At 38.7% G+C, this 25,941-nt stretch carries 23 protein-coding genes; 7 read left to right on the forward strand and 16 right to left on the reverse strand.

What is annotated here, in order from left to right; genetic code table 11:
* Positions 1-224 precede the first annotated feature (224 nt).
* From copZ to MUN87_RS06025, 4 genes are all read right to left on the reverse strand, one after another.
* Positions 225-431: a copper chaperone CopZ gene (gene copZ / locus MUN87_RS06010; protein WP_244746806.1), complete on the reverse strand. Its 207-nt coding sequence runs from the start codon at positions 429-431 to the stop codon at positions 225-227.
* Between the two features lie 24 nt (positions 432-455).
* Positions 456-2,840, reverse strand: a complete 2,385-nt coding sequence (locus MUN87_RS06015; RefSeq protein WP_244746808.1) for a heavy metal translocating P-type ATPase — start codon at positions 2,838-2,840, stop codon at positions 456-458.
* A gap of 15 nt (positions 2,841-2,855) precedes the next feature.
* Positions 2,856-3,158 carry a metal-sensing transcriptional repressor gene (locus MUN87_RS06020; protein WP_244746809.1) on the reverse strand — a complete coding sequence of 101 codons (303 nt, stop codon included), beginning with the start codon at positions 3,156-3,158 and terminating at the stop codon, positions 2,856-2,858.
* An 806-nt stretch (positions 3,159-3,964) separates the two neighbouring features.
* Complete coding sequence (locus MUN87_RS06025) at positions 3,965-4,624, reverse strand: SOS response-associated peptidase (protein ID WP_244746810.1); 660 nt, start codon at positions 4,622-4,624, stop codon at positions 3,965-3,967.
* Positions 4,625-4,687: 63 nt separating this feature from the next.
* On the opposite strand from MUN87_RS06025, the gene MUN87_RS06030 reads away from it, so the two are divergent.
* Together MUN87_RS06030 and MUN87_RS06035 are read left to right on the forward strand one after the other, a co-directional pair.
* Positions 4,688-5,023 carry a thioredoxin family protein gene (locus tag MUN87_RS06030; protein WP_244746811.1) on the forward strand — a complete coding sequence of 112 codons (336 nt, stop codon included), beginning with the start codon at positions 4,688-4,690 and terminating at the stop codon, positions 5,021-5,023.
* Between the two features lie 267 nt (positions 5,024-5,290).
* Complete coding sequence (locus tag MUN87_RS06035) at positions 5,291-6,094, forward strand: VLRF1 family aeRF1-type release factor (RefSeq protein WP_244746812.1); 804 nt, start codon at positions 5,291-5,293, stop codon at positions 6,092-6,094.
* Positions 6,095-6,218: 124 nt separating this feature from the next.
* Here the strand turns inward: MUN87_RS06035 and MUN87_RS06040 are convergent, their stop codons facing one another.
* The 3 genes from MUN87_RS06040 to MUN87_RS06050 form a co-directional block, all read right to left on the reverse strand.
* Complete coding sequence (locus tag MUN87_RS06040) at positions 6,219-7,160, reverse strand: S8 family peptidase (protein ID WP_244746813.1); 942 nt, start codon at positions 7,158-7,160, stop codon at positions 6,219-6,221.
* A gap of 68 nt (positions 7,161-7,228) precedes the next feature.
* On the reverse strand, positions 7,229-8,416 hold the full coding sequence (locus MUN87_RS06045; RefSeq protein WP_244746814.1) for a peptidase: 1,188 nt from the start codon (positions 8,414-8,416) through the stop codon (positions 7,229-7,231).
* Between the two features lie 150 nt (positions 8,417-8,566).
* Entirely contained in the window at positions 8,567-9,730 is a 1,164-nt protein-coding gene (locus tag MUN87_RS06050; protein WP_244746815.1) for an HD-GYP domain-containing protein, read from the reverse strand.
* A gap of 260 nt (positions 9,731-9,990) precedes the next feature.
* Here MUN87_RS06050 and MUN87_RS06055 point away from each other — a divergent pair, with 260 nt between their 5' ends.
* Positions 9,991-10,458, forward strand: a complete 468-nt coding sequence (locus MUN87_RS06055; RefSeq protein WP_244746816.1) for a nucleoside deaminase — start codon at positions 9,991-9,993, stop codon at positions 10,456-10,458.
* A 620-nt stretch (positions 10,459-11,078) separates the two neighbouring features.
* Here MUN87_RS06055 and MUN87_RS06060 read toward each other — a convergent pair.
* Positions 11,079-12,218, reverse strand: a complete 1,140-nt coding sequence (locus MUN87_RS06060; RefSeq protein WP_244747898.1) for a Bcr/CflA family efflux MFS transporter — start codon at positions 12,216-12,218, stop codon at positions 11,079-11,081.
* A gap of 217 nt (positions 12,219-12,435) precedes the next feature.
* Between MUN87_RS06060 and MUN87_RS06065 the strand changes: the two genes are divergently transcribed.
* Entirely contained in the window at positions 12,436-12,720 is a 285-nt protein-coding gene (locus tag MUN87_RS06065; protein WP_244746817.1) for a hypothetical protein, read from the forward strand.
* A gap of 347 nt (positions 12,721-13,067) precedes the next feature.
* Here the strand turns inward: MUN87_RS06065 and MUN87_RS06070 are convergent, their stop codons facing one another.
* Entirely contained in the window at positions 13,068-13,982 is a 915-nt protein-coding gene (locus tag MUN87_RS06070; RefSeq protein WP_439649646.1) for a phosphatidate cytidylyltransferase, read from the reverse strand.
* A gap of 92 nt (positions 13,983-14,074) precedes the next feature.
* On the opposite strand from MUN87_RS06070, the gene MUN87_RS06075 reads away from it, so the two are divergent.
* Complete coding sequence (locus MUN87_RS06075; protein WP_244746818.1) at positions 14,075-14,638, forward strand: hypothetical protein; 564 nt, start codon at positions 14,075-14,077, stop codon at positions 14,636-14,638.
* Here MUN87_RS06075 and MUN87_RS06080 read toward each other — a convergent pair.
* The 3 genes from MUN87_RS06080 to MUN87_RS06090 all read right to left on the reverse strand — a co-directional run bounded on the left by MUN87_RS06080 (position 14,626) and on the right by MUN87_RS06090 (position 20,207).
* Entirely contained in the window at positions 14,626-15,624 is a 999-nt protein-coding gene (locus tag MUN87_RS06080) for an LLM class flavin-dependent oxidoreductase (protein WP_244746820.1), read from the reverse strand. The genes MUN87_RS06075 and MUN87_RS06080 overlap by 13 nt on opposite strands.
* Positions 15,625-16,359: 735 nt before the next feature.
* A complete protein-coding gene (locus MUN87_RS06085; RefSeq protein WP_244746821.1) occupies positions 16,360-18,144 on the reverse strand; it encodes a methyl-accepting chemotaxis protein in 1,785 nt (594 codons plus the stop codon).
* On the reverse strand, positions 18,144-20,207 hold the full coding sequence (locus tag MUN87_RS06090; protein WP_244746822.1) for an efflux RND transporter permease subunit: 2,064 nt from the start codon (positions 20,205-20,207) through the stop codon (positions 18,144-18,146). Before MUN87_RS06090 ends, MUN87_RS06085 begins: the two co-directional genes overlap by 1 nt.
* Before the next feature lie 162 nt (positions 20,208-20,369).
* Here MUN87_RS06090 and MUN87_RS06095 point away from each other — a divergent pair, with 162 nt between their 5' ends.
* On the forward strand, positions 20,370-20,930 hold the full coding sequence (locus MUN87_RS06095; protein WP_244746823.1) for a TetR/AcrR family transcriptional regulator: 561 nt from the start codon (positions 20,370-20,372) through the stop codon (positions 20,928-20,930).
* A 9-nt stretch (positions 20,931-20,939) separates the two neighbouring features.
* On the opposite strand, the gene MUN87_RS06100 is transcribed toward MUN87_RS06095, so the two are convergent.
* A complete protein-coding gene (locus MUN87_RS06100; protein WP_244746824.1) occupies positions 20,940-21,185 on the reverse strand; it encodes a DUF3949 domain-containing protein in 246 nt (81 codons plus the stop codon).
* Positions 21,186-21,334: 149 nt separating this feature from the next.
* On the opposite strand from MUN87_RS06100, the gene MUN87_RS06105 reads away from it, so the two are divergent.
* Complete coding sequence (locus MUN87_RS06105; protein WP_244746825.1) at positions 21,335-21,742, forward strand: VOC family protein; 408 nt, start codon at positions 21,335-21,337, stop codon at positions 21,740-21,742.
* Between the two features lie 184 nt (positions 21,743-21,926).
* Here MUN87_RS06105 and MUN87_RS06110 read toward each other — a convergent pair whose 3' ends face one another.
* From MUN87_RS06110 to MUN87_RS06120, 3 genes are all read right to left on the reverse strand, one after another.
* Positions 21,927-22,670 (reverse strand): SDR family NAD(P)-dependent oxidoreductase, encoded by a 744-nt coding sequence (locus tag MUN87_RS06110; RefSeq protein ID WP_244746826.1) that lies wholly within the window; start codon positions 22,668-22,670, stop codon positions 21,927-21,929.
* Positions 22,671-22,702: 32 nt separating this feature from the next.
* Positions 22,703-23,473, reverse strand: coding sequence for an SDR family NAD(P)-dependent oxidoreductase (locus tag MUN87_RS06115; protein ID WP_244746827.1), 771 nt, complete (start codon positions 23,471-23,473; stop codon positions 22,703-22,705).
* A 731-nt stretch (positions 23,474-24,204) separates the two neighbouring features.
* Entirely contained in the window at positions 24,205-25,785 is a 1,581-nt protein-coding gene (locus tag MUN87_RS06120; RefSeq protein ID WP_244746828.1) for an IS3 family transposase, read from the reverse strand.
* Positions 25,786-25,941: the final 156 nt, after the last annotated feature.

The following is a 25,941-nucleotide window of genomic DNA, read 5'->3' on the forward strand; positions in this document are numbered from 1 at the left end:
TGATAGATATCATCTGCATAGTAAAGCTCCGAAAATATACTCCGCGTCCTGCGGGGTAGTTTGACGGATCGGTACCCAGCACATGATACAAACACTACACAGTTAACATACTCCATATTAAGGGAACGTAACTTCATGTTCCAGATAAATCCTGTTGTGACGACACTTATATTTTCTCGACTGATGATAAAAAGCTGAACCAAATCAATGGTTCAGCTTCTTCTTTATTGTATATCATATCCTTGTTCTTCAATGGCATCTTCCATGGCTTCTACACTTACCTCTTTTTCATCAAAAGATACGTCCACTGTCCCTTTATCAAGGTCAACCTCTGCTGTGGTAATACCTTTTAATTCCGTTAAAGCCCCTTCCACAGAAGCTTTACAATGACCACATGTCATTCCTTGTACTTGCAATGTTGTTTGTTCCATTAATTATCTCTCCTTATTACGAAATTAAATTTTTACTCGTTTTAGTCGAAGTGCATTCGTCACTACACTGACGGAACTGAATGCCATGGCTGCGCCTGCAATCCATGGCGCTAAAATGCCAGCAGCTGCAATCGGTATCCCGGCACTGTTGTAGGCAAATGCCCAAAATAGATTTTGCTTTATGTTGCGAATCGTTGCATGGCTCAGATGAACAGCTTTTGGAAGTAATAATAAGTCACCGCCAAGGATGGTAACATCTGCAGCTTCTATCGCGACTTCAGTACCTGTTCCAATTGCAATACCGATGTCCGCAACTACTAATGCAGGTGCATCATTTATACCGTCCCCTACCATTGCAACGGATTTACCTGATAACTGTACTTCTTTCACTTTCTCAGCCTTTTGCTCAGGTAAGACTTCTGCAAATACGTGCTCAATGCCAAGCTGATCAGCAATTGCCTTAGCTGTCGTCTGATTATCACCTGTAAGCATCATGACTTCTAATCCTTGTGCATGCAGACTGTCAATCGCTTCTGACGCCGAGTCTTTTACTGTATCAGCAACAGCGATTACGCCTGTTAAGGAACCATTAATTGCAATGAGCATCGCCGTTTTTCCATTGGTTTCATATTTCTTTACAGTATCGTCCAACGAATCAATCGGAATACCATTTTCCTCTAACCATTTTCGATTTCCTGCCAATATTTTTTTCGTTTCTATTTCCGCTTGGATACCTCTTCCTGGTATCGCCTCAAAAGAATCCAGCTCAGATAAGGTTACATTTTGCTGGTTGGCATAACTTACTATTGCCTCTGCTAAAGGATGTTCAGAGTAATATTCCGCACTTGCCAATAATTGCAATGTTTGGCGATCACCTTGATAATCCGTCACTTCAGGTCGGCCATTGGTTAACGTACCTGTCTTATCAAATATAATTGCATCCAGTTGATGCGTTCGTTCCAGATGCTCTCCACCTTTAAAGAGAATTCCAAGCTCTGCTGCTTTTCCTGTCCCTACCATAATAGAAGTTGGCGTGGCTAAACCTAATGCACATGGACAAGCAATCACCAGTACCGCAATCATTGCCAGTAATGCTGGTTCTGTCTCACCCGGCGTAATAAATAGTAACCAAATGCCTAATGTCACGATAGCGATAGCCACGACGATTTGAACAAAGTAACCTGCAATCACATCGGCCAACCTTTGTATTGGTGCTTTTGATCCCTGGGCATCTTCCACTACTTTAATGATGGAGGCTAACGCTGTGTCTTTCCCCACTTTTGTTGCCTCGATCGAAATCGATCCATGCTTATTAATGGTAGATCCGATCACGTTATCTGCACCGCTTTTTTCTACTGGAATCGACTCACCAGTTATCATCGACTCATCGATAGATGTATGCCCTTTGATAATGGTACCGTCCACAGGTATTTTTTCGCCTGGTTTCACGACGATATGATCCCCAACCACTACTTCACTGACTGAAATCATTTGTTCTTTATTTCCTCTAATAACTCTTGCTTCCTTTGCCTGCAATTCCAGCAAGGATTTAAGAGCAGTCGTCGTCTTGCTCTTTGCCGCTGTTTCTAAGTATTTCCCTAATAGAATTAAGGTAATAATCACGGCACTCGTTTCAAAGTAAAGATGTGGTTCATATTGTGAGTTTCTCAACGTCTGTATGGTTTCATACAAACTGTAAAAATAGGCTACGCTTGTTCCCAATGCCACCAGCACATCCATGTTCGCCGTTTTATTACGAAGATTTTTATAGGCTCCTCGATAAAAACGCCAGCCTATGAAAAATTGGACAGGAGTGGCAAGGACTAATTGAAACCATGGATTCATTAATATACCTGGTAAAGGTATATTAAATAAATGAACCAGCATCGTCGCGAATAGTGGCAAAGTCAATACAGCAGATAAAATTAATGTCATTTTTAATCGTTGTTGCGCTTTTTCTTTCTGCGAGTTTTGGTCATAATTGGTCTCTTTTAGATTTGCGTCATATCCTAGTTTCTGAATCCGACTGATCATATGAGCTGCATCCGTAACCGAAGGCTGGTATAGTACAGATGCACTTTCTGTTGCTAAATTGACTGTTGCTTTTTGAATACCTTGCTGTTTATTTAATACTTTCTCAATTCGATTGGCACATGCTGCACATGTCATGCCTTCAACTGCCAGATCTACCTGTTCCCACTTAACTCCATAACCTATTTTTTCGATTCTTGCTTGTATATCCTCGAAGCTAACTGTTTCAGGATTATAAGAAACGGCTGCTTGCTCCGTTGTCAAATTGACTTGAGCCTCTACTGTTTCCATTTTATTGAGTACTTTTTCAATTCGATTGGAGCAAGCCGCACATGTCATTCCAGTTATTGCGAAACGGAGCTCTTGTTTGTCAGACATGAACTTATCCCCCCCCTATTTAGAAAATTGCTTCATAACATCCATCAGTTCTTCAATCGTTTGATCGCCTTCACCAGAAAGTATGGCATCGCTGACACAATGTTTGATATGTCGTTCTGTGATCGAGAACCCAACCTTTTTTAGTGCAGCGTTGATTGCACTTATTTGCACGAGAATATCTACACAATAGCGATCCTCGTCGATCATTTTTTGTATACCCCTAACTTGTCCTTCTATACGTTTCAAACGGTTCACTACCGCTTGCTTTTCATCTTTAGTCCTTGGTTTGCTTGGGTGCTGATGCAACGAATCTGCCATATACTCACATCCTTTGCGTTTATATTTATACTATACCCCCCTAATGTATTATTAGTCAAGTAAACAGTTTCTATATGGTTGGTTAGTGCTTTAATACTTCCTATAATATGGATTATGTAAAAAAAAGCTGTATTGCAGAATGGTCATTTTGATATTTTTTATCTGCTTAGCAAAGCTCCGGAAATATGCTCCGCGTCCTGTGGGCACGGCTTCAGCTAAATTTTGCAAGAAAATTCTTTTCTTACAAAATTGGATCTTCAGCTCGCGCTGATTCCACGGGAGTCTCCGCATATTTCCTACGCTTAAGGAAGTGCTACAACGCAGGGAACAGCTAAAAGCAGTGGTTCTAGGCATTATGTTATTATTCATTCAATTCCTGTTATATATAGTGATGAGTGATCAATATGCTATCTCTTACAAACGTTGTGGAGTAACACTTCTAGCGCAGGCCAACCACGGAGACTCCCGCGGGACAGGCAGGTGCTGGAGATCCACAACGTCTGCACCTGCGTCTACTGGTAACGCTTCGAAGTAGGCTTTCTCGGTGCAAGGCAGCAATGAAGTAACGCAAGTAGTAGCCTAGCTTCAGCCGTGCCCCGCAGGACGCGGAGTGGTTGGATGGAGCGGTATCCTAGCACATTAAATATCTCAATATGGATGCTCGGCTAGCTATGGCTGACGTAATCCATATTATAGGAATTCAACTTCATGCTCAATATGATTACTACTGTGACTGCTCTTTATACATTTTCGCTAATAAAAAAACTTGGTAAAATACCAAGTTTTTCGTTTGGATTTGATGGTCTTCATGAAACTGGTTCGATTAATGCATGATCATTATTTCTCGGATTATTGACTCGCTTTGAGACAGGATGTGCTGCCATTTTTGAAGTTTCGAATGGCTGTAATAAGCTCTTCAAATAGTTTTTATCCTCGACACGGGGGTTAAGCCAGTCGTTCCTTGCCTGCTCCTCCAAGATTACTGGCATTCGGTGATGCAGGGAGTCCATTAATGCATTCGGCTTTGTCGTCAATATCGTACAAGTTACTAACGTTTGGTCTTGTTGCTGCCATCTGTCCCACAGCCCGGCAAAAGTAAACAAGCCTCCGTCATTAACTGTAATTCGATAAGGTTGTTTTTCTCCCCCGTCTTTTTTCCATTCGTAGAAACTATCCGCAACAATTAAACAACGCCTTCGAGTTAATAATCGATTAAATGAAGGTTTTTCATCTACACTTTCACTTCTTGCATTAATCATTTTGCTTCCAATCTTCGGATCTTTCGACCAGCTCGGAATTAACCCCCACTGTAAGTATCCTGCTTTATTTCCCTGATTTGTACCAACCAGTGCTAATACTTGCTGAGTTGGTGCAATGTTATAGCTTGGGATATAATCAGACAGTTCAATACCTAATTCACTCTCAATTACTTCCTTTGATGTCTCCAAAGTGAATCTGCCACACATCTGGATCACTTCCTTTTCCAATTATTAAATCACTATGCTACACTTAGCAACGAGGTGAGTCGTATGTTTGAACTTTTAAAAAACGAACAAGATATTAACCATTTCTTACAAAATGAAGACTTATTTTTTCTATACATCTCGAAATACAATTGCAGTGTCTGCCACAGCTTACTGCCTCAATTAGAACCAATAATGGAAAGATACCCTCGCATAGTGTCACGCCAAGTTATCGTGGATGAAATACCTGCCCTCGCAAGTAAGTTCTCCATATTTACCGCTCCCGTATTATTATTATTCGTGAACGGAAAAGAATACTTGCGTGAGGCAAGATTTGTACACCTTGATCAATTCCAGTCTAAATTAGATAAAGTGACACTTCAATTCAGTGGAGGGTTTTGACCCACGCTGATTGCTAGCGAAACTTATCAGGAAGTTATCGTCCGTTTTCTCCACTTAGTATCTTATTTATCTTTAGAATCTTGGAGTGGGGTATTACAGACGGTTAGCGTCGTGATAAAGTGTATCAAAACTTTTAAGCATTTCCAAGGAAATAATTTCAGCTGTATAGGTAAAAATACTCATTTAAACGGATGTATGTTTTACTTTTGCAGAGAACGGTTAGAGCACTAGTACAACTTAACAAAATTAAAGGAGAGTGCTCGAAAGATGGACATCAATAAAGAGATCAAAAAATTAGAAAATATTTATTTAGAAAAACCACACCGTGTATTTACGATGTATTTAAATACAGATCCTTCCGACCCTGATCAGCAAGGTGGCGAATGGAAGATACATTTAAAAAATGGCTTAAATAGTTTTGAGAATTATTTACAAGAAGATGGCGATTCTGATGAGAAAAGAAATTATTGGGCAGTGAAGGAAAAAGTAGAACGATTCATGCATGATAATGAACAGGATTTGGCCAAAAGTGTAGTAATTATCGCTACTGGAGATGAATCAGTCTGGTTCGCTCAGAAATTCCAAATGCCAGTAAAAACAGAGTTCAGCTGGGAAGAACAGCCGAAATTAGATCAATTAAAAGAAATGTATAACCAGTTCCCTGAAACTGGCACTATCTTAACACAAATGCAGTCTATAAAAATCCTAGATACAGAACTAGGTACATTAAAGGATACGAAGTTATATGAACTAGATTTAGATACTGAAGATTGGCGAGAACATACCGGACCACATGCCGCAGGTGCATCCATGGGGTCGGGTGGTAAGAATAACCAGCAGGAACAATTCGAATCACGCTTTGAAGCCAACCGATATCGCTGGTATAAGAGCATTGGTTCAACACTGGACAAGGTAGCCAAAAATCGCAACTGGCAAAATATCTTTATCGTTGGTAAAAAAGAAGAAGCTGATGATCTAATTGAGAATATGAGCAAAGAAGTTACGGATGTTGTGCCGAAAAACTTGTTAGAACACGAAGAAATGAAAGTTATTAATGAAGTGGTATTATAAAGAAAAAATCGAGCAGTTATTGCTCGATTTTTTTAGTACATGCATTTTATAAGTGAAGTAGCGTAACGCGATAAGAATGCGAGGCTCTATACTCGCTAAAAGGCAAGGCGAATGCTGAGTTTTTCTAATGTGGATAATAATCTTCCTGTTCTACATCTAACATAATAAGGCCATTACCTTCCACTCTTTTACTGTATCGCAGGGACATCGTCGATTTTACTAATTGTGCGTATATTTCTGGTTCTGAGAGCGCCCGTCCAAATTCATTTTCCATCTGTTCAATCAATAGTGCAGCTGCACCTGCTACATGCGGGGACGCCATTGAGGTTCCAGATAGAGCTGCGTATTTATCATCTAAATACGTCGAGACAATATCTACACCAGGAGCAACAAGATCTATTTGGTCATTAGTATTCGTAAATCCTGCCATATTTGCATTACAATCTACCGCACCTACTTGCACTACTTCACTATAATAACCGGGATATACTTTTTCATCGGTTCTAACGTAACCATCTCCCTCATTACCTGCAGCACAAATAACCATAATATTATTAGCAACTGCTCTTCGAATGGAAAGATACAATCTAGCATCTTTGACTGTTGTACCCGATGACAGAGAAATAATACGAACTTTTTCATTTCTCGGACCACGCCAATGAATCGCATATTCTATCGCATTGACCATGTCATCCAGCCTGCCATTCCCATTATTATCAAACGCTTTAAGAATCAATAGTCGTGATAACGGGGCCACGCCGACAACACCTATTTTATTAAAATTAGCAGCAACCGTACCAGCAACATGTGTGCCATGCCCCATATAATCGCTGACATCACGATTGTCACCATCTTTTGTAAAATTCCGTACTCCAATAATTCTGCCACTTAAATCCGGATGCGATGTATGGCATCCTGTGTCAATAACAGCTGTTACAATTCCTTTCCCTTTATACCCCTTCTTCCATTTAGCGGGTGCATGGATCATTTTTATTCCCTCTGGAATTCTGTCAATCCGGTCCAATTTGGTTTTTACTCGGAATGGGGTGATTCTCGCAATATCCATTTTCCCCCTCCTCTACTGTTCATTACTACAGTAGATTCAAGTTCAAGAAAATAGTAACTTATGTTCGTCTAAGCGGAAGATGATTTTTTTGATTTAATAATGGTAAAAATTAATAAACTCATCATTATTAACAGCTGCAGAACGATGGCAACAGCATCCCAAAAGTAAGGATTATCCACTGGTTCATGTAAATGTGGCAATGTCGTCTTCAACATATAACTTACTTGAGGTATAAAGTAAAAAACAAATAAACTAAAGGTACATAAGACACCTATTAAAGAAAATATGCCATAGACCCTTACGATCTTGTCTTCCCCTTCAAAAGTAGCAGTAGTCGAATCATTCTTTAAAAAAGGAATCCATTTTGCTAAATCGTTTTTTCCATTTTCCATTAAGTTATAACAACCTGTTGCAGTTTCCAAAACGTAGTAAAGATCCGTCTTCATGTAAATGGAACATTGATATATTGTTTTAATGAAGATATCTAATATAACGATAGAAATAATGCCAGTGAAAAGTACTTCCCCTGCAGGCATAGTCAGTTTAATAAGAAGTGCTGTCAGTAACAGCAACTGATCCATAAACATACCACCCAAAAATAATCGATAGCGTTGCGGTGCTTCTAGTTTCCAGGCTGCCGTTAAATCTGTTTCAGCAACGATCAGAATATACATCCGATGCCCAATTGACACACTTGCCGGTAAGTCATAAGAACGAATAGCAAGAATATGACCAAGTTCATGCAAAATAATTAATACAAGAGAAATAAGCATATACAATCCCATATTTGATATCATCGATTGGAACAAGAATATATCAGTATAATGAGGCAATAACCGGTGATTCGTTATAAGTAATAATAAATTGGTAAGAAATAATAGCAGGAGTAATGGGATAGTTACTTTATTGAAGAGTATTTTTGCAAAACTACTTGGCAACCAGGTAAACCCTTTTACCGCTTGGTCCGTTTCGTTTTGAACGACTTCTTCGCCATCCAACTCTTTCACAAGTTCTAGTTCAATGAGCTGTTGTACGAAGGAAAGCATGTCTACTTCTTCCTGGGGATATGCCATACTCAGTTCTTCTTCAATTTGTTTAAGTGATTGGTGCTGCTTAATCTTTTCAATCGCTTCTATACATAGTTCAGGCATCTCATAAAAATCACCTGTACTGTTTTTCTCCACGATAAAATGTTTCTTCTCTTTACGGTAATGAAGTTCATGCAACACTATTTTTGAATCAAATGATAGTTTCATATTTTATCATCCTTTTAAATAAAAGAGGATGCTATCGAAGCATCCTTTTTTAAAATTCATTATGTTGTCCAGAAACACCACCAACAAGTTGCTTTAACTTTACGCAATTTTTTGATTTTCATGCTAAATACCCCCTTTTTTAGGTAATAATTAATCGTTTGACTCATGATAACTTGTATGATAACGAACCCAGTCTGGGTAAACCCTTTTAAAGACCTCCACTAAATCTGGGTCAAACTGAGTTCCACTACCCTCAACAATATTCTGATACGCTTTTTCTAATGGCATAGCGGCTCGGTAAGATCTAGAGGAAGTCATTGCATCAAAGGCATCAGCAATTGATGTTACTCTTGCTAGAAAATCGATATTCTCACCTTTCAAACCAAATGGATACCCATTTCCATCCCATCTCTCATGGTGCTGTTCTATTACTTCAATATATTCCCCGATACCTTCTACTTTTTTAACTGCTTCAGCTCCGACAGTAGGGTGTTCTTTAATAACATCATACTCTTGCTTGGTCAATCTATCAGGTTTTGTCAATATAGAATCAGGTATATGAATCTTTCCTATATCATGTAGAAGACAAGCGAAATAAAAATGCTTTAATTCAGTATTATTATTCGTCTTAATAGCTTTCACTAAAATATAAGCGTACTCTGCTACTCTTTCACTATGCCCTCTAGTGTATGGATCTTTTAATTCCAGAGTCGCTATTACACCTTTTACAATTCCTTCTAGTTGATTATCATAAGTATCTCTGAAAGCCTCAACATAGCCAAGAAATCTAACTAATATAATGAATGCAACTATAGAAAACAGACCAACGAGTAATATTGGATTTATAACAACTAAATCTTGTAAAACAACTCCAACTATTATAAATTTAGCTATCGTTCCAAATGTCACCAAATAAAAGAATCGTTTACTTACAAAGATAGGAGAAAAGATAATAATTACTATTTCCGCTATATTCCCACTTGCATATGTATAACCTGTACTAAGATAGAATGCAAGTTCGAATATTAAATTTGTTAATGTAAAAACACTAAATACAATATATTTTACTTGAGTAGGACGATTCTTTTTCAACAAAACAAATGCAACAGGTAATATGCCTAAAATTACAATATAAAGGTATAGTTCTAATGAATTTTTTTCCTCGCTCAGTACAGTTCCCCAAGGAAATTGTGTTAAAATGTAGTAGTTTAAAATCTCATATCCAAAATACATGATATAAAATAACCACAAAAACCAAACTGTAGTCCTTTTCTCTTCATTGAGTAGGTTTGCGTACCTATAAATATTTCTCATTGCTAGGTCCTTTCTGCATATATTATACTATGTCGGAATAAGAATTTCTACATTTTTCTAATTTTTTCTGAAGTTTTTTTCTTTTAGTATAAGCTATATGTCGACTTATGTAAATAACTCTAATAAGTGCCGTGATCAATCTAATGAAATATTATTAGATTACGCTTTTTTTGGATATTTTTATGTCAGAATTTATTACAAACGACTCATATAATGATAATAAGTAGTTTAGTATGATGATAGATTAAGGGGGAGAAACGATGAAACAAGAATTTATGAGACGTGCCTTAGAAATTGCATTCGCAAGTGTAGAAGCCAATAAAGGAGGTCCCTTTGGAGCAGTTGTCGTCAAAAATAACGTAATCGTTGGAGAAGGTACGAATGTTGTTACATCTACGAAAGACCCATCAGCACATGCGGAGATTAGTGCGATTCGAGATGCATGTAAAAACCTAAACGATTATCAATTAACAGACTGTGAAATTTATACCAGCTGTGAACCTTGCCCGATGTGTTTAGGAGCCATTTATTGGGCTCGTCCTAAAGTAGTCTATTATTATAATACAAGAGAAGAAGCCGCCAAAATTGGTTTTGATGATCAATATATTTACGATCAAATAGCACTAGATATTGACAGTAGAAATTTGGACATGAGAAAAATAGATGTAAACAGTGAAAAGCAACCTTTCGAATTATGGGATACTAAAATAGACAAAATAGAATACTAGGAATATTAGAAAAACAGGGCATAACCCACCGGTCCTATTTGATTTAACTTTTATATGACTACCTATAATTTTGATATATTTTATCTGCTTTGCAAAGCATGGAACAGCTAAAAGGAGTGGTTCTAGGCATTATGTTATTCAAAAGCTGATATTTATGGTGCAATCAATCTGCTAGCAATTCCAAAAGTTGTAGAGCCAAAATCCTAGCGTAGGCCAACCACGGAGACTCCCGCGGGACAGGCAGGTGCTGAAGATCCACAACGTCTGCACCTGCGTCTTCTAGTAACGCTTCGAAGTAGGCTTCCTCGGTGCAAGGCTGCAGAGAAGTGATTCAAGTAGTAGCCTAGCTTCAGCCGTGCCCCGCAGGACGCGGAGTGGTTGGACGGAGCGGTATCCTAGCACATTAAATATCTCAATATGGATGCTCGGCTAGCAATGGCTAGTTTACATAATCCACATTATAGAAACTCAGCTTCATGTTCAATATGATTACTGCTGTGACTGCACTTTTATACTGTCTTGACTAAAAAAAACGGAGTTGATTGTAATCAACTCCGTTTTTTTACACTAATAACCTAATTATCGCACTTACTATAAGAGAATGCGAATACCACGTATTGCTAATCTGCTTTCGTAAACGCAAAGAAAATTATCGCACCAATAAAGGAGTTCGTAAATAATACTGCCCCCATTGGCACTGCCGTTGTTTCATCAAGTCCTACTAAAGGTGATACCAACGCTCCCATTAACAGAGGCAGCATACCTAATAACGCACTGGCTGTACCTGCTCGTTGTTTTTGTTTCGCCATAGCCAGTGAGAAACTGCTTGTTAAAATAATACCAACTGAACTCAAATGGAAGAATAGTGGAATAACTATCATATACAATGGCCATAGAAAAATAGTTGCCAGTAACAAGACTGAATTGGCACATAGTGAAATGATAACCCCTGTCCTTAATAGACTTCTTTCAGAAATATGATCACTTAACCGACCTACTAAGAAGCTTCCAAGAATGATGGCCAAACCATTTACACCAAATAAAAGACTGAATACTTGCGGAGAAACATGATATAAATCCTGATAGATAAATGGTGTTCCAGATACATAGGCAAATGTCCCACCCTGTACGAAGCATACAACAATTGCATACCCGATAAACGATTTATCTTTCAACAGCATCCCCATTGTTTTCACCGATTGTAAAATAGAACTAGGTGAACGCTTATCTGCAGGTAATGTTTCCGGTAATTTAAACGCAGTAATAGTTACCATCACGATCCCCAGCGCACATAAGAAAATAAAAATGGTATGCCAAGTCGCATTAGGCAGTAACAAGACACCTCCGCCTGATATCGGTGCAATCATAGGAGCTGTCGCATTGATGACCATTAATAATGAGAAAAATTGTGTCAGTGCTCTTCCATCAAATATATCGCGCACGACAGCTCGTGAAAGAACAACACCCGCAGAACCGGTAAAGCCTTGCAAAAACCTTGCACCGATCAGCACATAAATATTTGGTGCGATAGCACAAACTAATGAAAATACTGCAAATAACGAAATAAAAAACAAAATTGGTTTTCTTCGTCCCTGTGCATCACTGATTGGCCCGATAACTAACTGGCCCAGTGCCAGACCGACTAGACAAGCTGTTAAACTTAATTGCACGACCGACGTACGCGCATCTAAATCATCCGCTATTTGCGGCAAGCTCGGTAAATACATATCAATATTAAAAGGGCCCATCATCGCGAGCATACCCAGAAGCAATGCAAGACCTAGCCGCTGTTTTCCTGTTGGGTTATGTAATGCTTGTTCTTTAATACATATCACTCCTTATCACTAAGATACTATTATATAGTAACTGTCGACATTTTTATAATAATCGGCTTATGTTCATCCTTATTAATTTGTATGTTTTAACATAAGAAAAAAAGGTTATAACTAACTATCAAATTATCTAGGAGGAAACACCATGAAAGAATTTTTATCAGAAAAATTACAACTTCAGGAAAAATTAACGGTGAATGAGGCACTATCGTTACACTCCTATCAAAAAGACTATGACGGTAACATCTATTTATTAGCCAATCATGAAATGGTAGAACTGAAGAGTTTAACTGAATTAGTATCCTTCTCACTTTTATTAAATGAAGGAAATGAAATGCAGATTATCGTTGAAGGACCTGATCCGGAAGCTACCATCAATAATGTGAAAAATCAGCTTACATATCCTAGCAGCTTCAAAATGGTTCATTAAAATAGTTCTCCGTCCCAAACTAACATAATAATATACCGCAGGACGCCGAGTGGTTGGTAGAAGGTATCCCTTATCAAAATGGCAATAACGCTAACATAATCCGTATTATAAGAACCCACTTTCATGTTCAGCATGATTACTTCTATGACTGTGCTTATATACTATTTTCGCTTGTTAGAAAAACTCGGCATTCGCCTTGTCTATTAGCGAGTGCCGAAGTTTTTCTTATACTTGGTACATACTAATTTTCACTACGTCGAACTTCTTCATTGCTAAAATTTTATACTTTCCTACCGTGCAAAAAAGGCATTGACCAAAAGCAATGCCTTTTTTGCGTATAGAAAGTATTACATAAAATCAAAAAAATAACGTACGACATGAAAGAAAACAGGCGCTGTATACGCCAAGCTGTCAATGCGATGAAGATACCTTCCTTCTAACTTCTCCATTCTCTCCCTGTTGCCGATCAGTAAATCCCTCTTTAAAACAGAAATAGTCAGACTGCCAAAATAGCCGGCTACACTTATTAATAAACCGGTAAGAATAGCGAAAGTAGGATCGAATGGTGTTACATAACGATAAATAAAATAAGCAGTCAACATCGTTACTATAATACCGGCCGCAAGACCTTCCCAGGTAATATAAGGATTTGCTGTTGGTGCTACTTTTCTTTTGCCAAAATATAAAGAAACTAAATATTGAACGACATCATTTATTTGAGTCAAAATAATTAAGTACAATACCAGATTGGCACCATATTCGGGAGTTGCTACCGTGAAGAAAGCAAGGTGACTTAGACCAAACACCATCAGCATGAGCCCCCATTGCGTCACACTAACAGACCGTAAGAAGCCAATTGTTCCTTTTCCAATGATTCTTGGTAATGGCAGAAATAAAAAAACATAAATCGGAATAAAAACAATAAACATGCCATACCAGCCAATGAATATCCAATAAAATTGTACTGGAATAGTGAGATACGCCCATAAAAATAGTCGTCGATCTGATTTTCTTGTCTTCATCATGGAAAAGTATTCCTTCAGAGCGAAATAACTAAGCACCATAATCGCACATAAAGAAATCGTCGTATTAAATAACGTCGCCACACAAAAAATTCCAAACATGCCCCACCACGTTTTGATACGAAAACGAATTAATGAGAAATCCTTTGCAGCTTGCCACTTCGTTATGAAATGAAACACAAAGGTAGCCACCAGCATGATCAAGCCTATTACAATTAATATCCAATACGTTTCACTCAAAATGATCACCTATTTTTTTAAAAACTGCATTCATTTTACAGTATTTACGTTATAATGAAAAGACTAGAAATTTCAAAAAGCTGGTGATTATAATGACGGAACAACACTATGTGTATATTATGTTATCTAATACAGGGACGCTTTTTACAAATGTCATTAAAACTTATACAAAGGCGCCGTATAATCATGCTTCGCTTTCCTTCGATCCTGATTTAAAGGAAATGTATAGTTTCGGACGGAAAAAACCTGCAAATCCTTTGCATGGCGGATTTGTAAAGGAAGATATATTCACAGGTACTTATAGTCGCTATCCTGATACGACTTGTGTGATCTATCGACTAAAAGTAACGAAACGAGAACTTTCTAAAATGAAACGAATACTGGACGTGTTTATTAAAAAAGACCAGAAATTTCTATACAATATTTTGGGTGTTCTTGGTGTGTCTTTAAAAGAACCGATTGAATTCAGTAATTCTTATTTTTGTTCCCAATTTGTCGCTGATATCCTTAATCGGTCCGGCATTCAATTGTGGGACACTTTACCTGCGATGGTTACACCGGACCATTTTCGCAGACATGACCGGCTTGAACTAATTTATGAAGGGAAACTGTTCGAGTATCCGGCTTTACCAGAGCTACGGAGTTATGAAGGCTGAACAACTTCCGCTATTAATTGATACGATTTCTTTTTCGCTTCAAAATCGTGGATGTTAGTGATCACCATTATTTCATCGGCTTGGTACTTATCCTGTAACTCTTGTAATGCTGATTTTACTTGATCAGGTGTACCGATCACGCATCGTTCCCGGTTTTGACGAATAATAGTGATCTGTTCTTCTGTAAAAGCTTTTTTCTTCACTTCATCTAGAGAAGGTACTTTTGTATCTGCTCCTTTACCTACACTCCACAACCATTTATCCTGAGTCATTGCTAATTCTTCTGCCTCTTCTTCTGTTTCGGCGCATACGACAAACACACAAACTATCACAGTAGGATCGGGCATTGTTTCTGAAGCTTGGAAATGCTTTTTATAACTTTCGATGGCTGCTTGTCCATTTTGCGGATTAATAAAATGGCCAAAGACAAATCCTGCTCCAATCTCCGCTGCATTAATGGCTCCTCTTTCTGATAGACCTAACACCCATATCGGCGGAAAATGATCTATTCTTGGTCCGGCTTTCACTAGACGAAATGGATGCTCTTTCGGTAATGCATTATGTAAGAATCCTTGCAGATCAGCTAATTGCCGGGGAAATTCATTCATGCTTTTATTCTGATTATCTGTCAGAGCTGAACGTGTCAGTTGCGATCCTCCTGGCGAACGTCCTATTCCTAAATCAATCCTGCCTGGAAAAAACGCTTCTAACGTCTTAAAATTTTCTGCGATTTTATACGGACTGTATTGGGGTAAGAGAACTCCCCCAGAACCTACACGAATCGTAGTGGTTACAGATGCAATCCTAGTCATTAAAATTTCAGGTGAAGAACTCGCTAATCCGTTGGTATTATGATGTTCTGCAACCCAATAACGATGAAATCCGAGACTTTCTGTCCACTTCGCCAGTTCAAGTGTATGTGCAAGAGTACGTTCCGGTGTTTCCCCTCTTGAGATTGGTGCCTGATCTAATACGCTTAGTTTCATTGTGTCAACGCTCCTTTCCTATAGTGTATCGGGAAACGTTCTTACAGAAAACCAATTAGCTTACTAAAATTAGATTATTCTTTTGTGAGATATGGGTTTCTTATCCATACACTGAGGCAGAGGTGTATTCAAGTGTTTGATGACTTTATGCACTGATTTCCGCTTGAAGTTGGGGATTCTTCGTACGTTCGATACTTTTCTGAGCGGACTTCCACTCGAAGTGAGGGCATCTTCATGCGTTCGGCACCTTTCTGAGCGGGCTTTCGACCGAAGTTGGGGATTCTTCATGTGTTCGATACCTTTCTGAGTGGACTTCCACCTGAAGTGAGGGCATCTTCATGCGTTCGGCACCTTTCTGAGCGAACTTCCACCTGAAGTGAGGGCATCTTCATGCGTTCGGCACCTTTCTGAGCGAACTTCCACCTGAAGTGAGGGCATCTTCATGCGTTTGGCACCTTTCTGAGCGGGCTTCCGACCGAAGTTAACTGAAGCCTTGTCTGCCGAACGAGGAGTGGTCGGTAGAGGGTCTCCTAACACATGAATCATTTCAAAAAAACACTTCGCAACTAGCTGACATAATCCGTATTATAAGAACCGATCCTCATATTCAGTATGATTAATACCTTAGCTGTACTTATACACTTTCTTTACGAAAAAGCACCGATCGTCAATATAACGATCGGTGCTTTATGTTAGGATAATCCTCTTACAGCTTTCTTAGTTCAGTTAGCTCATTTATCTGAACAAATCTAAAAATCGCTGCCATATACCTTTCTTTTCTTCTGACTCTCCGCTATCTTCCTCTTCATTCTCATCATCAAATGTAATACTTTCGGTTTTGATAACGAATTGAACAGATTTCACATTTTCATTTTTATCGGATACGAATGATTCGGCTTCAAAGTCAGACTTGTCGTATTCGTTGATCATATCGTCAATTTCCGACTGTACCTGGTCCGGTAAATCACTTGTAGAATCAGCTAATTCTGTTGTACCATCGTGTAATTCGTTAGCACCATTTTCTAATTCTTGAGTGCCATCAGCTAAATCCGTAATCCCGCTATGCACTTCTCCGTATGCACTTGATAATTCACCAACACCATTCGTATACTCAACCAATCCAGAGTGGAAGTCATTATATTGATTAGAGAGCTGGGTTATTCCCTCTGTCAATTGATTAATCGATGATTCGATATTCATATTTTCCGTTGCTTTTGCCATTTCAGAAGCCATCGTTCTTATGGATTCTGCCATTTTTGTTAATGAACCATCCACTTCATTAAGTGTCGGACTGACAGCTGCGAAAGCTTTGTTCACTTGATCGTATGTTCCTTTAGCTGTTTGCGCTGCTTCATACGTTTTTACTAATTTATTTAAAGCCGCGGCGTTTTGTTCATTGTCTTGTACAGCGGCTTGAAGAGCTTTCATTTCATCTTCTGAGATGTTGTTAGACGGAATAGCATTAATCGATTCATCCAGCGCATTATACGCCTTTTGATAATTTTCTTGTAAGTCTGTCAATCCACCAGCTGCTTCGTCCAATCCCTTTGCAATATCTTCTAAACCACTTTGCAGTTCACTAAAGTCAGCTCCACCTAGCTCTACATCTAAGGAGTTTTTCATTGTGCTTAACGCATCCTTAATCGAAGCAGAACCATTCACAAGTTGATCAGAGCCATTATCCAGCTCAGCTATTCCGCTTTTGTACTCTGCGGAGCCATCTTCCAGTTGTACAACACCATTGTTCAGTTCACTGATCCCGTTCGAGAGCTCACCGACTCCATCATTCACTTCTGCTGTCGCATCTGCTAATGATTTGAAATCTTTGGTCACATCATCCATATTGGGTGATTCTATCGACATAGACGATGGTACAGCCGAAATATCAATGGCTTCTAATTCAAAATTTTCGACATCTGCTTCAAGAACAAAACTTTTTGCCTGGTCTGGCATCATCGTAAACGATACTTGTTTATTTTTCCCTGCATTTGCCAAGGTACCCTCAGGTGCTTGTAAGTTTTGATATAATGCAGCATCTACCGTTACTGAAATTTGCAATAAATAATTTTCACTGAATACCTGATTAACTTCTTCGTTGACAGATGGGGTTATTTCAATCTTTACATGACCATTCTTGCCTAGTAATTGATCTGGTTTAATCGATTCACCATCTAGCGTATAAGAGATATCAAAGTTCCAAGGTAATGCTTTGTCTTCGAGGTCACCTTGATAATAAAATTGATCCTTCTCAGTAGAAAATGCCATTTCGTTTCCGTCTTTCGTAATCTCTGTCTGGTCTGTTAAATTTTGTACTTTAGTATAGTTACCATAATCTGTTATATCACTAGGCTCAGCTAATTCGAAGCTGTTAACGACATACATATCGTTCTGACTGCCAGTTGGATCCAATGTTGCATAAACAACTTCTTCTTTTTCAACATTGTCCTGTGCATGTACGGGAGAGACAGGAAGAACTAATAGCGTCGCCATACCAATTACAGCCAGTCGTTTTGTTTTCATTATTTATCTTCCCCCTCATAAAAGTTTGATTTCCATGTTGTTTTTTTAATCACTTTGTCAAAAATAACTAGCATCGCTGGCAGGAAGAATACGACCATAATAAACGCCAGTAATGCGCCACGTCCAAGCAACAAGCCGATCGACGATACAATTGGATTAGTGGAAGTTGCCCATAATATAAAGCCAACACTTGATAAAATCGATGCAGAAATTAAGATAGAGAAAATCTTCTCATTAATGGTCTTCTTAATAGCCTGCAATGCTGGCATCTTCTTTCGATTTCCGTTATAGGCTTCTGTTAAGAGAATACCGTAATCAACCGTTGCCGCAAGCTGGACTGTACTAATAATCAGATAGCCGACATAAACCAATGATGTATCCATAAAATAAGGAACGGCTAAATTAATCCATACAGCTGCTTCGATCGTCAACAGCAAGACGATCGGAATTGTTAAGGAACGGAAGGTGACTAACAAGACAATCGCAATGGAAATGACGGTTAACAAGTTAACCACTACATTATCTTTTTGAACGACGTTTTTCATATCATACAGTGTCACGCTCTCGCCGAGTAAATAGCCTTCTCCGTTATAAAAACTTTCCATCTCTGACCTTACTGTTTCAATTAAGGAAAATGCTTCGTCACCTTCTGAATCTGTTGTGGTATTCAAAATAATTCTGGCATAATTCTCCGAGTAAAACTGATTTGTGACAGACTCTCCTAAATAATCAGGCGGAATGGCTGGATCAACTGTATTAACATAAGCCATTACACTTGATACCTCATCTAATCCTTTCAATTCTTGTACAAGCTCTTCCTCTTTCGCAACATCACCACGTGGTACCAGTAATACCATTGGCGTCATTTTACCAAAGACATCTTCAATCATCGCATCATCTCGACCAATCCGTGTGTCTTCCGGTTGCGTTCCTGTTCCGTAAATGAAGCTGGTATTACTTTGTGCCAAAAAAGCAGGAACAATCAATAACAGAACGAACAGTAACACAGGTACTCTTAGTTTCAGCACACGACTTCCGACATTTTTGAAACGAGGAATGATTGCTTTATGCTGTGTTTTATCAATCCATTTATAAAAGGTTAACGTTAATGCTGGCAAGAAGACCATAACACTAATAAAGCTGAGCACAATACCTTTTACTAGATTAACTCCTAAATCTGCCCCAATTTCAAAATTCATAAAGGTTAGTGCAATAAAACCAAAGAAGGTAGTGGAAGCACTGGCAGTAATCGCAGAGAATGATTGCTTCATTGCTAAGCGCATAGCCGTCGTTGGTTCTTCGCCTCTATCACGGAAATCAGAAAAACTGTGTAACAGGAAGATCGCATAATCGAGCGAGACGGCCAGTTGTAATATTGGTGCGACGGATTGGGTCACAAATGATATTTCACCAAGAAAAATATTTGTTCCAAGGTTAATCAGTACCGATACCCCAATTGCGGTTAGAAAGAATACTGGTTCCATCCAAGAGTTGGTCGATACAATCAGGATAAGAATGATAATAGGCACAAGTAACATCGCTGCATAGGCAGACTCCTGACCCGCCATTTTTTGTGAAGAAGCAGTATCTACAGCTTCTCCAGCTAAGGCATTGTCATCACCTATTAATTCATAAATCTTATCAGTAATCGCTACTTCGTCTCCTTCGCGAATATGTAAGGAGATTAATGCGTTGCTATCTTTGTAGTAGGTTTCTACTGTATCAGCATCAGCCATTTCAAGTGGCTTTTTAAGATCAATGGCATCATCGAGCCACATCACTTCGTTTACTCCATCAATTGCTTCTAATTGTTTCTTGTAATCCAATGCTTCCTGCACGGTCACATCATTCAGTAAGACACGTGCATTTTCGACTCCCGAATCAAATTCTGCATCCATTAAATCAACTGCATTCATTGAAGGTGAGTCTTCTGGAAGATAATCAGCCATATTGTAATTGATCGAAACACCTAATGTAGCCACGGCACTGATTATCGTAAGGATAAAGAAAATAATTACGATAGGTTTTTTATAACGTATTATCTTTGTTGAAAGGTCAATCATAGCTCATCCTCTCTTGCAAAATTCAATTGTCCATTTTAATATTATATAGACACTGTGTTGGATATTCAACAAACAACTTTGGAAAAAACGTACAATTGACAACACATTTTATAGGATTTGTTGGAATGTTACAAAAAATTCACAATTAGAGGAGGTTCAAACGTGACAGAGAAATTAGATAGAAGAAAAAAATATACACGGATGGTCCTGAAGGATAGTTTGATCAACTTGCTTCAATACAAACCAATTAGCTCAGTAACTGTGAAAGAAATTTGTGAAAAAGCGGATATTAACCGCTCCACTTTTTATACACACTACCAGGACCAAACTGATTTATTAACGCAGATTGAAGAGGAGTTTATGGAGGATTTACATCGTTATCTTGATGCATTTAGCGTTGAATCAGAAGACGATGCATTAAAAACACTGGAAAAATTATTAGAATATATAAAAGATCGAAAAAACATGTGCCAAACGTTATTAAATAAGCATTCTGATACAAAATTTGAGAATCGTATTATCATCATTGCCAGACAATTTGTAATGGATCATAAAATTAATATGCGGTCAGAAGAAGCTGCCTATTTAAGTTCCTTCTTAATTAGTGGTGCAATGCAGGTTATTAAAGACTGGCTTACCAACAACACGCAACAAACTCCAAAGCAAATTGCTGAGATGATCGATATGTTTATCCACAAAGGCGTCAATGCCAAGATACATTAACCCGCTGATTTAAAGCAGCTTTCTCTTTTTAAAAATCAGATAAGCAATCAAATTTGCAGAAAAGAGGAAACCGCTTTGGGCATTGACATGAAGAAGTTGTTCCCTGAATTCTTTGTTGTCGTAATATTCGATTGTTGATTGATTCAGCCTTTGCTGTTCTTCCAGCACCCCTTCCAAATAACGATATTGAAACGGCACAGCAATAAGGGTTACCAAAAGGTACAGTGCTACGGTAATGATCATTACATCAATCATGCAGACGACTCCTTCATTAAAATCATTCACTTATTAGCAGGTACGAAATATTTAGATTATTGGTTTCAAAAAAATGCTATTATAAAAATTAGTTAATTGGCCTGTATTATGATATTTTTAAAGAAGACTTTATTGAGGGGGAAACTCATATGCCAATTAATCCTTATCTGATGTTAAATGGTAACGCACGTGAAGCTATACATTTATATGAAGAAGCTTTTCAAACGAAAGCTGATTCGGTGCAAACGTACGGTGATATGCCTGGTGAAACAAGTAATATCCCTGTTGAGGCAAATGCTCTCATTTTACATGCCAGAATTGAAGTGGATGGTACGCCAATTATGATCTCTGATGTAATGCCCGATAGTTCCTTTGTGCAAGGTAATAATATAAACTTAACACTCGTTAGCAGTGATGCAGATTTCATTACACATGCTTATAACATTTTGAAGCAGAATGGCCAGATCGAAATGGAGTTACAGGAAACCTTTTGGACAAAGTATTTCGCAAAATTAGTAGATCAATTCGGGGTGCAATGGCAATTAAGTGTGGAGTAAAACAGACATCAATATGTTTCGCAGTCATAACTGCGAAACATATTGATGTCAAGGTCGCTTTATCCTATTTAAAGTAGAATTTTTTACCTGTTACACACTAAATGTTTACCACCTTGAACATCTTCAACACAAAAATTATATAGTAATAAAAAGGGGCTGACTAAAATCAGACCCTTCTTCTTTATTAAATAGCAGTATATCCACCATCTACTGTTACAGTTGTACCTGTTACAACCTCATTCTCTGCTAAGAAAATAATCGCATGGGCAATTTCCTCTGGATTACCAAGACGTCCAATTGGATGCTTAGCGACTAATCCATCGTAGAAATCACCAAGCGCCTCTTTGTTCACAGCTCCTGACTCCACAAAACCTGGTGCTACCGCATTAACACGGATATTCTTATCGGCATATTCCGCTGCCAACGATTTTGTCATCGTGACAACTGCACCTTTTGCCGCGTTGTATGGAAGTGCTTCAGGTTGAGCCACAAAGCCAAGAACCGATGCAGTATTAATGATAGAGCCTCCACCATTTTTCAGCATTTCTTTAATCGCATGTTTTGATCCTAAGAACACACCACCTTGGTTGACATTCACAATGTTTAAGTAATCTTCGTACGTTCTCTCGTGTGAAGCACTCATAGAACCAAAACCAGCATTATTCACCAGTACATCTACTGTTCCAAATGCATTAACCGTTTCAGCGATCATATTCTCAACAGAAGCTTCCTCTGCCACATCTACTTTAACGAATAATACATCTTGCCCCTGTTCCTTTAATTCCTGCTCTGCTTTCTTTCCGCCTTTTTCATTAAAATCTGCAATAACAACTTTAGACCCCTTGTTAATAAAAGCCTTTACAGCCGCTAATCCGATACCAGATGCTCCTCCAGTAACAATCGCAACTTTTCCCTCTAATTGAATCATCCTATACTCTCTCCCTATCATTTAATTTACATTTATACAGATGTAGCGCCTTGGCCACCGTCGATTCGATAATATGCACCAGAAATAAAGGATGCTTTATCAGATGCCAGAAACACCATTAAATCTGCAATTTCTTCCGCAGTTGCATAACGATTCATCGGTACGCTCGCTTCAAATTGCGTTCTGGCATTTCCTTCGCTTCCTGGCATCGCATTGGTTTCAATCGATCTCATCATTTGTGTATCTACTCCTGATGGCGCAACCGCATTCACACGAACACCGAAGGATGCTGCTTCTAATGCTGCTGTTTTGTTTAATCCAATGACCGCATGTTTGGAAGCTGCATAAATCCCCATTCCTGGTGCACCTAACAAGCCACCATTAGATGCTGTGTTAACAATCGCACCGCTCTCCTGTTGTTTCATCACAGACAACACATGTTTTAAGCCCAAAAATGCGCCTAACACATTAACCCCAAATACTGCCTGAAAATTTTCCTCTGTCTGTTCGTCTAAATTGCCGAATTCTCCATTAATTCCGGCATTGTTGATAAATACATCAATGCTTCCAAATTTGTTTTTTGTCTCTTCTACATATTGGATAACATCTGCTTCCTTCGTAACGTCTGCTGACAGAAATATCAAATTTTCTGTATGAAGATCCGTAAGTTTCGCTTCGATCGTCTCTTTCGATAAATCTACCAATGCTAGTTTAGCACCTTGATTTGCAAAGGCTTTCGCAGCAGCGATCCCTATTCCACCAGCTGCTCCAGTAATTAATACAACTTTCCCCTTGAAGTCCATTTCCTCATCTCCTTTATTAAAACAAGTACTATTTTATCTTATTTTTTGTAGATTGTCGACAATTTTGTTTGTGTCAGTTATTTACCTGATATAAATAATTTACAACTCCCTGTAATAACTATATGTCTATCTGCTTAGTGGTGATTTTGAAATGTTTCATGTGCGGGGATACCTTCTACCAACCACTTCGCGTCATGCGGGGGAACGGCTGAATATTCTGCGACTGCACTTTTATACTTTCTTGGCTGAGAACAAAGGCGCAAGCGCTCGTTTAGAGATGTAGCGAGTGGAGCGAATCAACTGAGATAAAGGAATCACGGTGAGCTTGCGAATCGATGATGACTTATCGTAGGGCGATTTCGCGAAGTCGCCTAGTCTCTGGGCGCTGGAGCCGGACGTGGCCGTTTCTGTCAGCGAACATCATATAGCCTGAAATTTATACTTTCTTGACTCATAAGAAAAACTGGGCATAACCCACCCGGTCCTAATTGACTTAATCAATAAACAACTTACTATAATATGGATTATGTCAACAGTGATCAATATGCTATCTCTTACAAAAGTTGTAGAGTCCACATCCTAGCGTAGGCCAACCACGGAGACTCCCGCGGGATTATGCAGGCGCTGAAGATCCACTTTGTGAAGCGCCCTTCTTCACAAAGTTAGCTTCAGCCGTGCCCCGCAGGACGTGGACCTCCCCCTGTCAAGTAAACAACTAAAATAATAAAAGACTAAGCTACTGTATTTTCAAAACATTCCATCGGGGTATAACCATTTAATGTTAGTTGTAAACGTTCATAATTGTAAAAGTGAATATACTCCGTAATGGCTTGTACTAATTGAGAAAAGGTTTGATATTCTTGTTGATGTAGATAATATTTTTCGCATTTTAATGAACTCCAAAAGCCCTCCATCGGTCCATTATCAATACATTTCCCTGGACGCGACATACTATGTTGTAGTCCTGCATTCTCCACGATTCGTTTAAATCCATACGAGGTATATTGTACGCCTCGATCCGTGTGAATGAGAGGGTGCTCGCCGTCTGATAACTCGTTTAAAGCCTCAATCAACGTATCAAATACCAATTCATTGTTATTCGCTCTTCTTATCTTAAATGCCACAATTCGGTTTTCGTTTAAATCTAATATGGCGCTTAAATAAGCTTTGTTCCCTTTTCCGTACTTAAATTCTGTCACATCTGTTAACCATTTCTCATTCGGCTTATCTGCGTGAAACTCGCGATTTAAGATATTCGCTGCTGTGTGCTCAGGTCTTGATGGTATATAGGATCTGGTTTTTCGTCGTATAACTGCTTTTATCCCTTCAATATCCATTAATCGATAGATACGCTTGTGATTGATCGGATGCTCAAATTTTCTTTTTAACTCGCTAGTCATTCGCAGATAACCAATTGCTTGATCCCATTCATCGTACAACTTACGTATCTCTTGTAACAATTCTCGATTAAACTGATCTTCCTCTGTATCTTCTCGGATTAGCCACCTGTGATAGGCACCACGATTAACCCCTGCCACCTCACACAATAGACAAATTGAAAAGGCCGTTTCTTTTTGTAGTTGTTGAATCACCTGATAGAGATGCTCATGACGTACTCTAGTTATCGTCGTGACCACCTCCTCTCCTAGCTCGTCCCACTTTTTTAAGAAAGCCACCTCTGCACGCAATCTTTCATTTTCCTTATCTTTTTCTCGATTTTCACGCTTTAGTTTCTCCTCTTTCGTTAAATCAGCCCATGGTTTTGGTTTTCCACGTCGATCCTGAAGTCCATCCCAGCCTTTAGCTTCATATTTCCGTATCCATTGATATACCTGTTGATAAGAAACACCATACATGTCAGCGGTGTATTGGTAATCCTTATCATGATATAACGCAAATTTCACGATTTCAATGCGTTCTGTCATCGCTGTTGGTCGTCTTTTAACCGTCATAGAGAATCCCCTTTCTTCAGCACGTGCTTGTCTCTCCCTATACCGATTATACTTTTTCAACCAATTCCTTAAAACCGATGCATCTGATATATCATGCATTTCTGTCACTTCTCGAACTGAATAGTTCCCAGATAAATAATCTCGGATGGCTTTACGTTTCCGTTCCTTCGAATAATATTGAATCTCACCTTGTTTATTTAAACCTTGTTTCCCTTCTTTTTCTACGATTTTGGCCCATTTCTTAACGGTAGAATGATGCACACCGTATTTTTTCGTCATCTTCTCCAACACACGGCCTTCATTTTTATATTCTTGAACCACTTTCCATTTGAATTCTGTTGAATAATATGGACGTCCCACAATTTGTTTCCTCCCTTTAACAGTTTATTTTTTTATTTAAGCTGTCTACCCTAAAGGGAGGTTATCAACGCGGAGTGGTTGGACGGAGCGGTATCCAAGCACATGAATCATTTCAAAATTACCACTAAGCATAAAGCGGCTAGTTGACATAATCCA

This window comes from Gracilibacillus salinarum, assembly GCF_022919575.1.
Lineage (GTDB): Bacteria > Bacillota > Bacilli > Bacillales > Amphibacillaceae > Gracilibacillus > Gracilibacillus salinarum.

Coding starts and splice junctions, on each gene's coding strand:
- MUN87_RS06020 (WP_244746809.1), bottom strand. CDS start 3,158: ATGGCAGATTCGTTGCATCAGCACCCAAGCAAACCAAGGACTAAAGAT.
- MUN87_RS06090 (WP_244746822.1), bottom strand. CDS start 20,207: ATGATTGACCTTTCAACAAAGATAATACGTTATAAAAAACCTATCGTA.
- MUN87_RS06060 (WP_244747898.1), bottom strand. CDS start 12,218: ATGCTCGCGATGATGGGCCCTTTTAATATTGATATGTATTTACCGAGC.
- MUN87_RS06040 (WP_244746813.1), bottom strand. CDS start 7,160: ATGGATATTGCGAGAATCACCCCATTCCGAGTAAAAACCAAATTGGAC.
- MUN87_RS06075 (WP_244746818.1), top strand. CDS start 14,075: ATGACGGAACAACACTATGTGTATATTATGTTATCTAATACAGGGACG.
- MUN87_RS06065 (WP_244746817.1), top strand. CDS start 12,436: ATGAAAGAATTTTTATCAGAAAAATTACAACTTCAGGAAAAATTAACG.
- MUN87_RS06030 (WP_244746811.1), top strand. CDS start 4,688: ATGTTTGAACTTTTAAAAAACGAACAAGATATTAACCATTTCTTACAA.
- copZ (WP_244746806.1), bottom strand. CDS start 431: ATGGAACAAACAACATTGCAAGTACAAGGAATGACATGTGGTCATTGT.
- MUN87_RS06045 (WP_244746814.1), bottom strand. CDS start 8,416: ATGAAACTATCATTTGATTCAAAAATAGTGTTGCATGAACTTCATTAC.
- MUN87_RS06080 (WP_244746820.1), bottom strand. CDS start 15,624: ATGAAACTAAGCGTATTAGATCAGGCACCAATCTCAAGAGGGGAAACA.
- MUN87_RS06025 (WP_244746810.1), bottom strand. CDS start 4,624: ATGTGTGGCAGATTCACTTTGGAGACATCAAAGGAAGTAATTGAGAGT.
- MUN87_RS06085 (WP_244746821.1), bottom strand. CDS start 18,144: ATGAAAACAAAACGACTGGCTGTAATTGGTATGGCGACGCTATTAGTT.
- MUN87_RS06105 (WP_244746825.1), top strand. CDS start 21,335: ATGCCAATTAATCCTTATCTGATGTTAAATGGTAACGCACGTGAAGCT.
- MUN87_RS06050 (WP_244746815.1), bottom strand. CDS start 9,730: ATGAGAAATATTTATAGGTACGCAAACCTACTCAATGAAGAGAAAAGG.
- MUN87_RS06110 (WP_244746826.1), bottom strand. CDS start 22,670: ATGATTCAATTAGAGGGAAAAGTTGCGATTGTTACTGGAGGAGCATCT.
- MUN87_RS06115 (WP_244746827.1), bottom strand. CDS start 23,473: ATGGACTTCAAGGGGAAAGTTGTATTAATTACTGGAGCAGCTGGTGGA.
- MUN87_RS06100 (WP_244746824.1), bottom strand. CDS start 21,185: ATGATTGATGTAATGATCATTACCGTAGCACTGTACCTTTTGGTAACC.
- MUN87_RS06035 (WP_244746812.1), top strand. CDS start 5,291: ATGGACATCAATAAAGAGATCAAAAAATTAGAAAATATTTATTTAGAA.
- MUN87_RS06055 (WP_244746816.1), top strand. CDS start 9,991: ATGAAACAAGAATTTATGAGACGTGCCTTAGAAATTGCATTCGCAAGT.
- MUN87_RS06015 (WP_244746808.1), bottom strand. CDS start 2,840: ATGTCTGACAAACAAGAGCTCCGTTTCGCAATAACTGGAATGACATGT.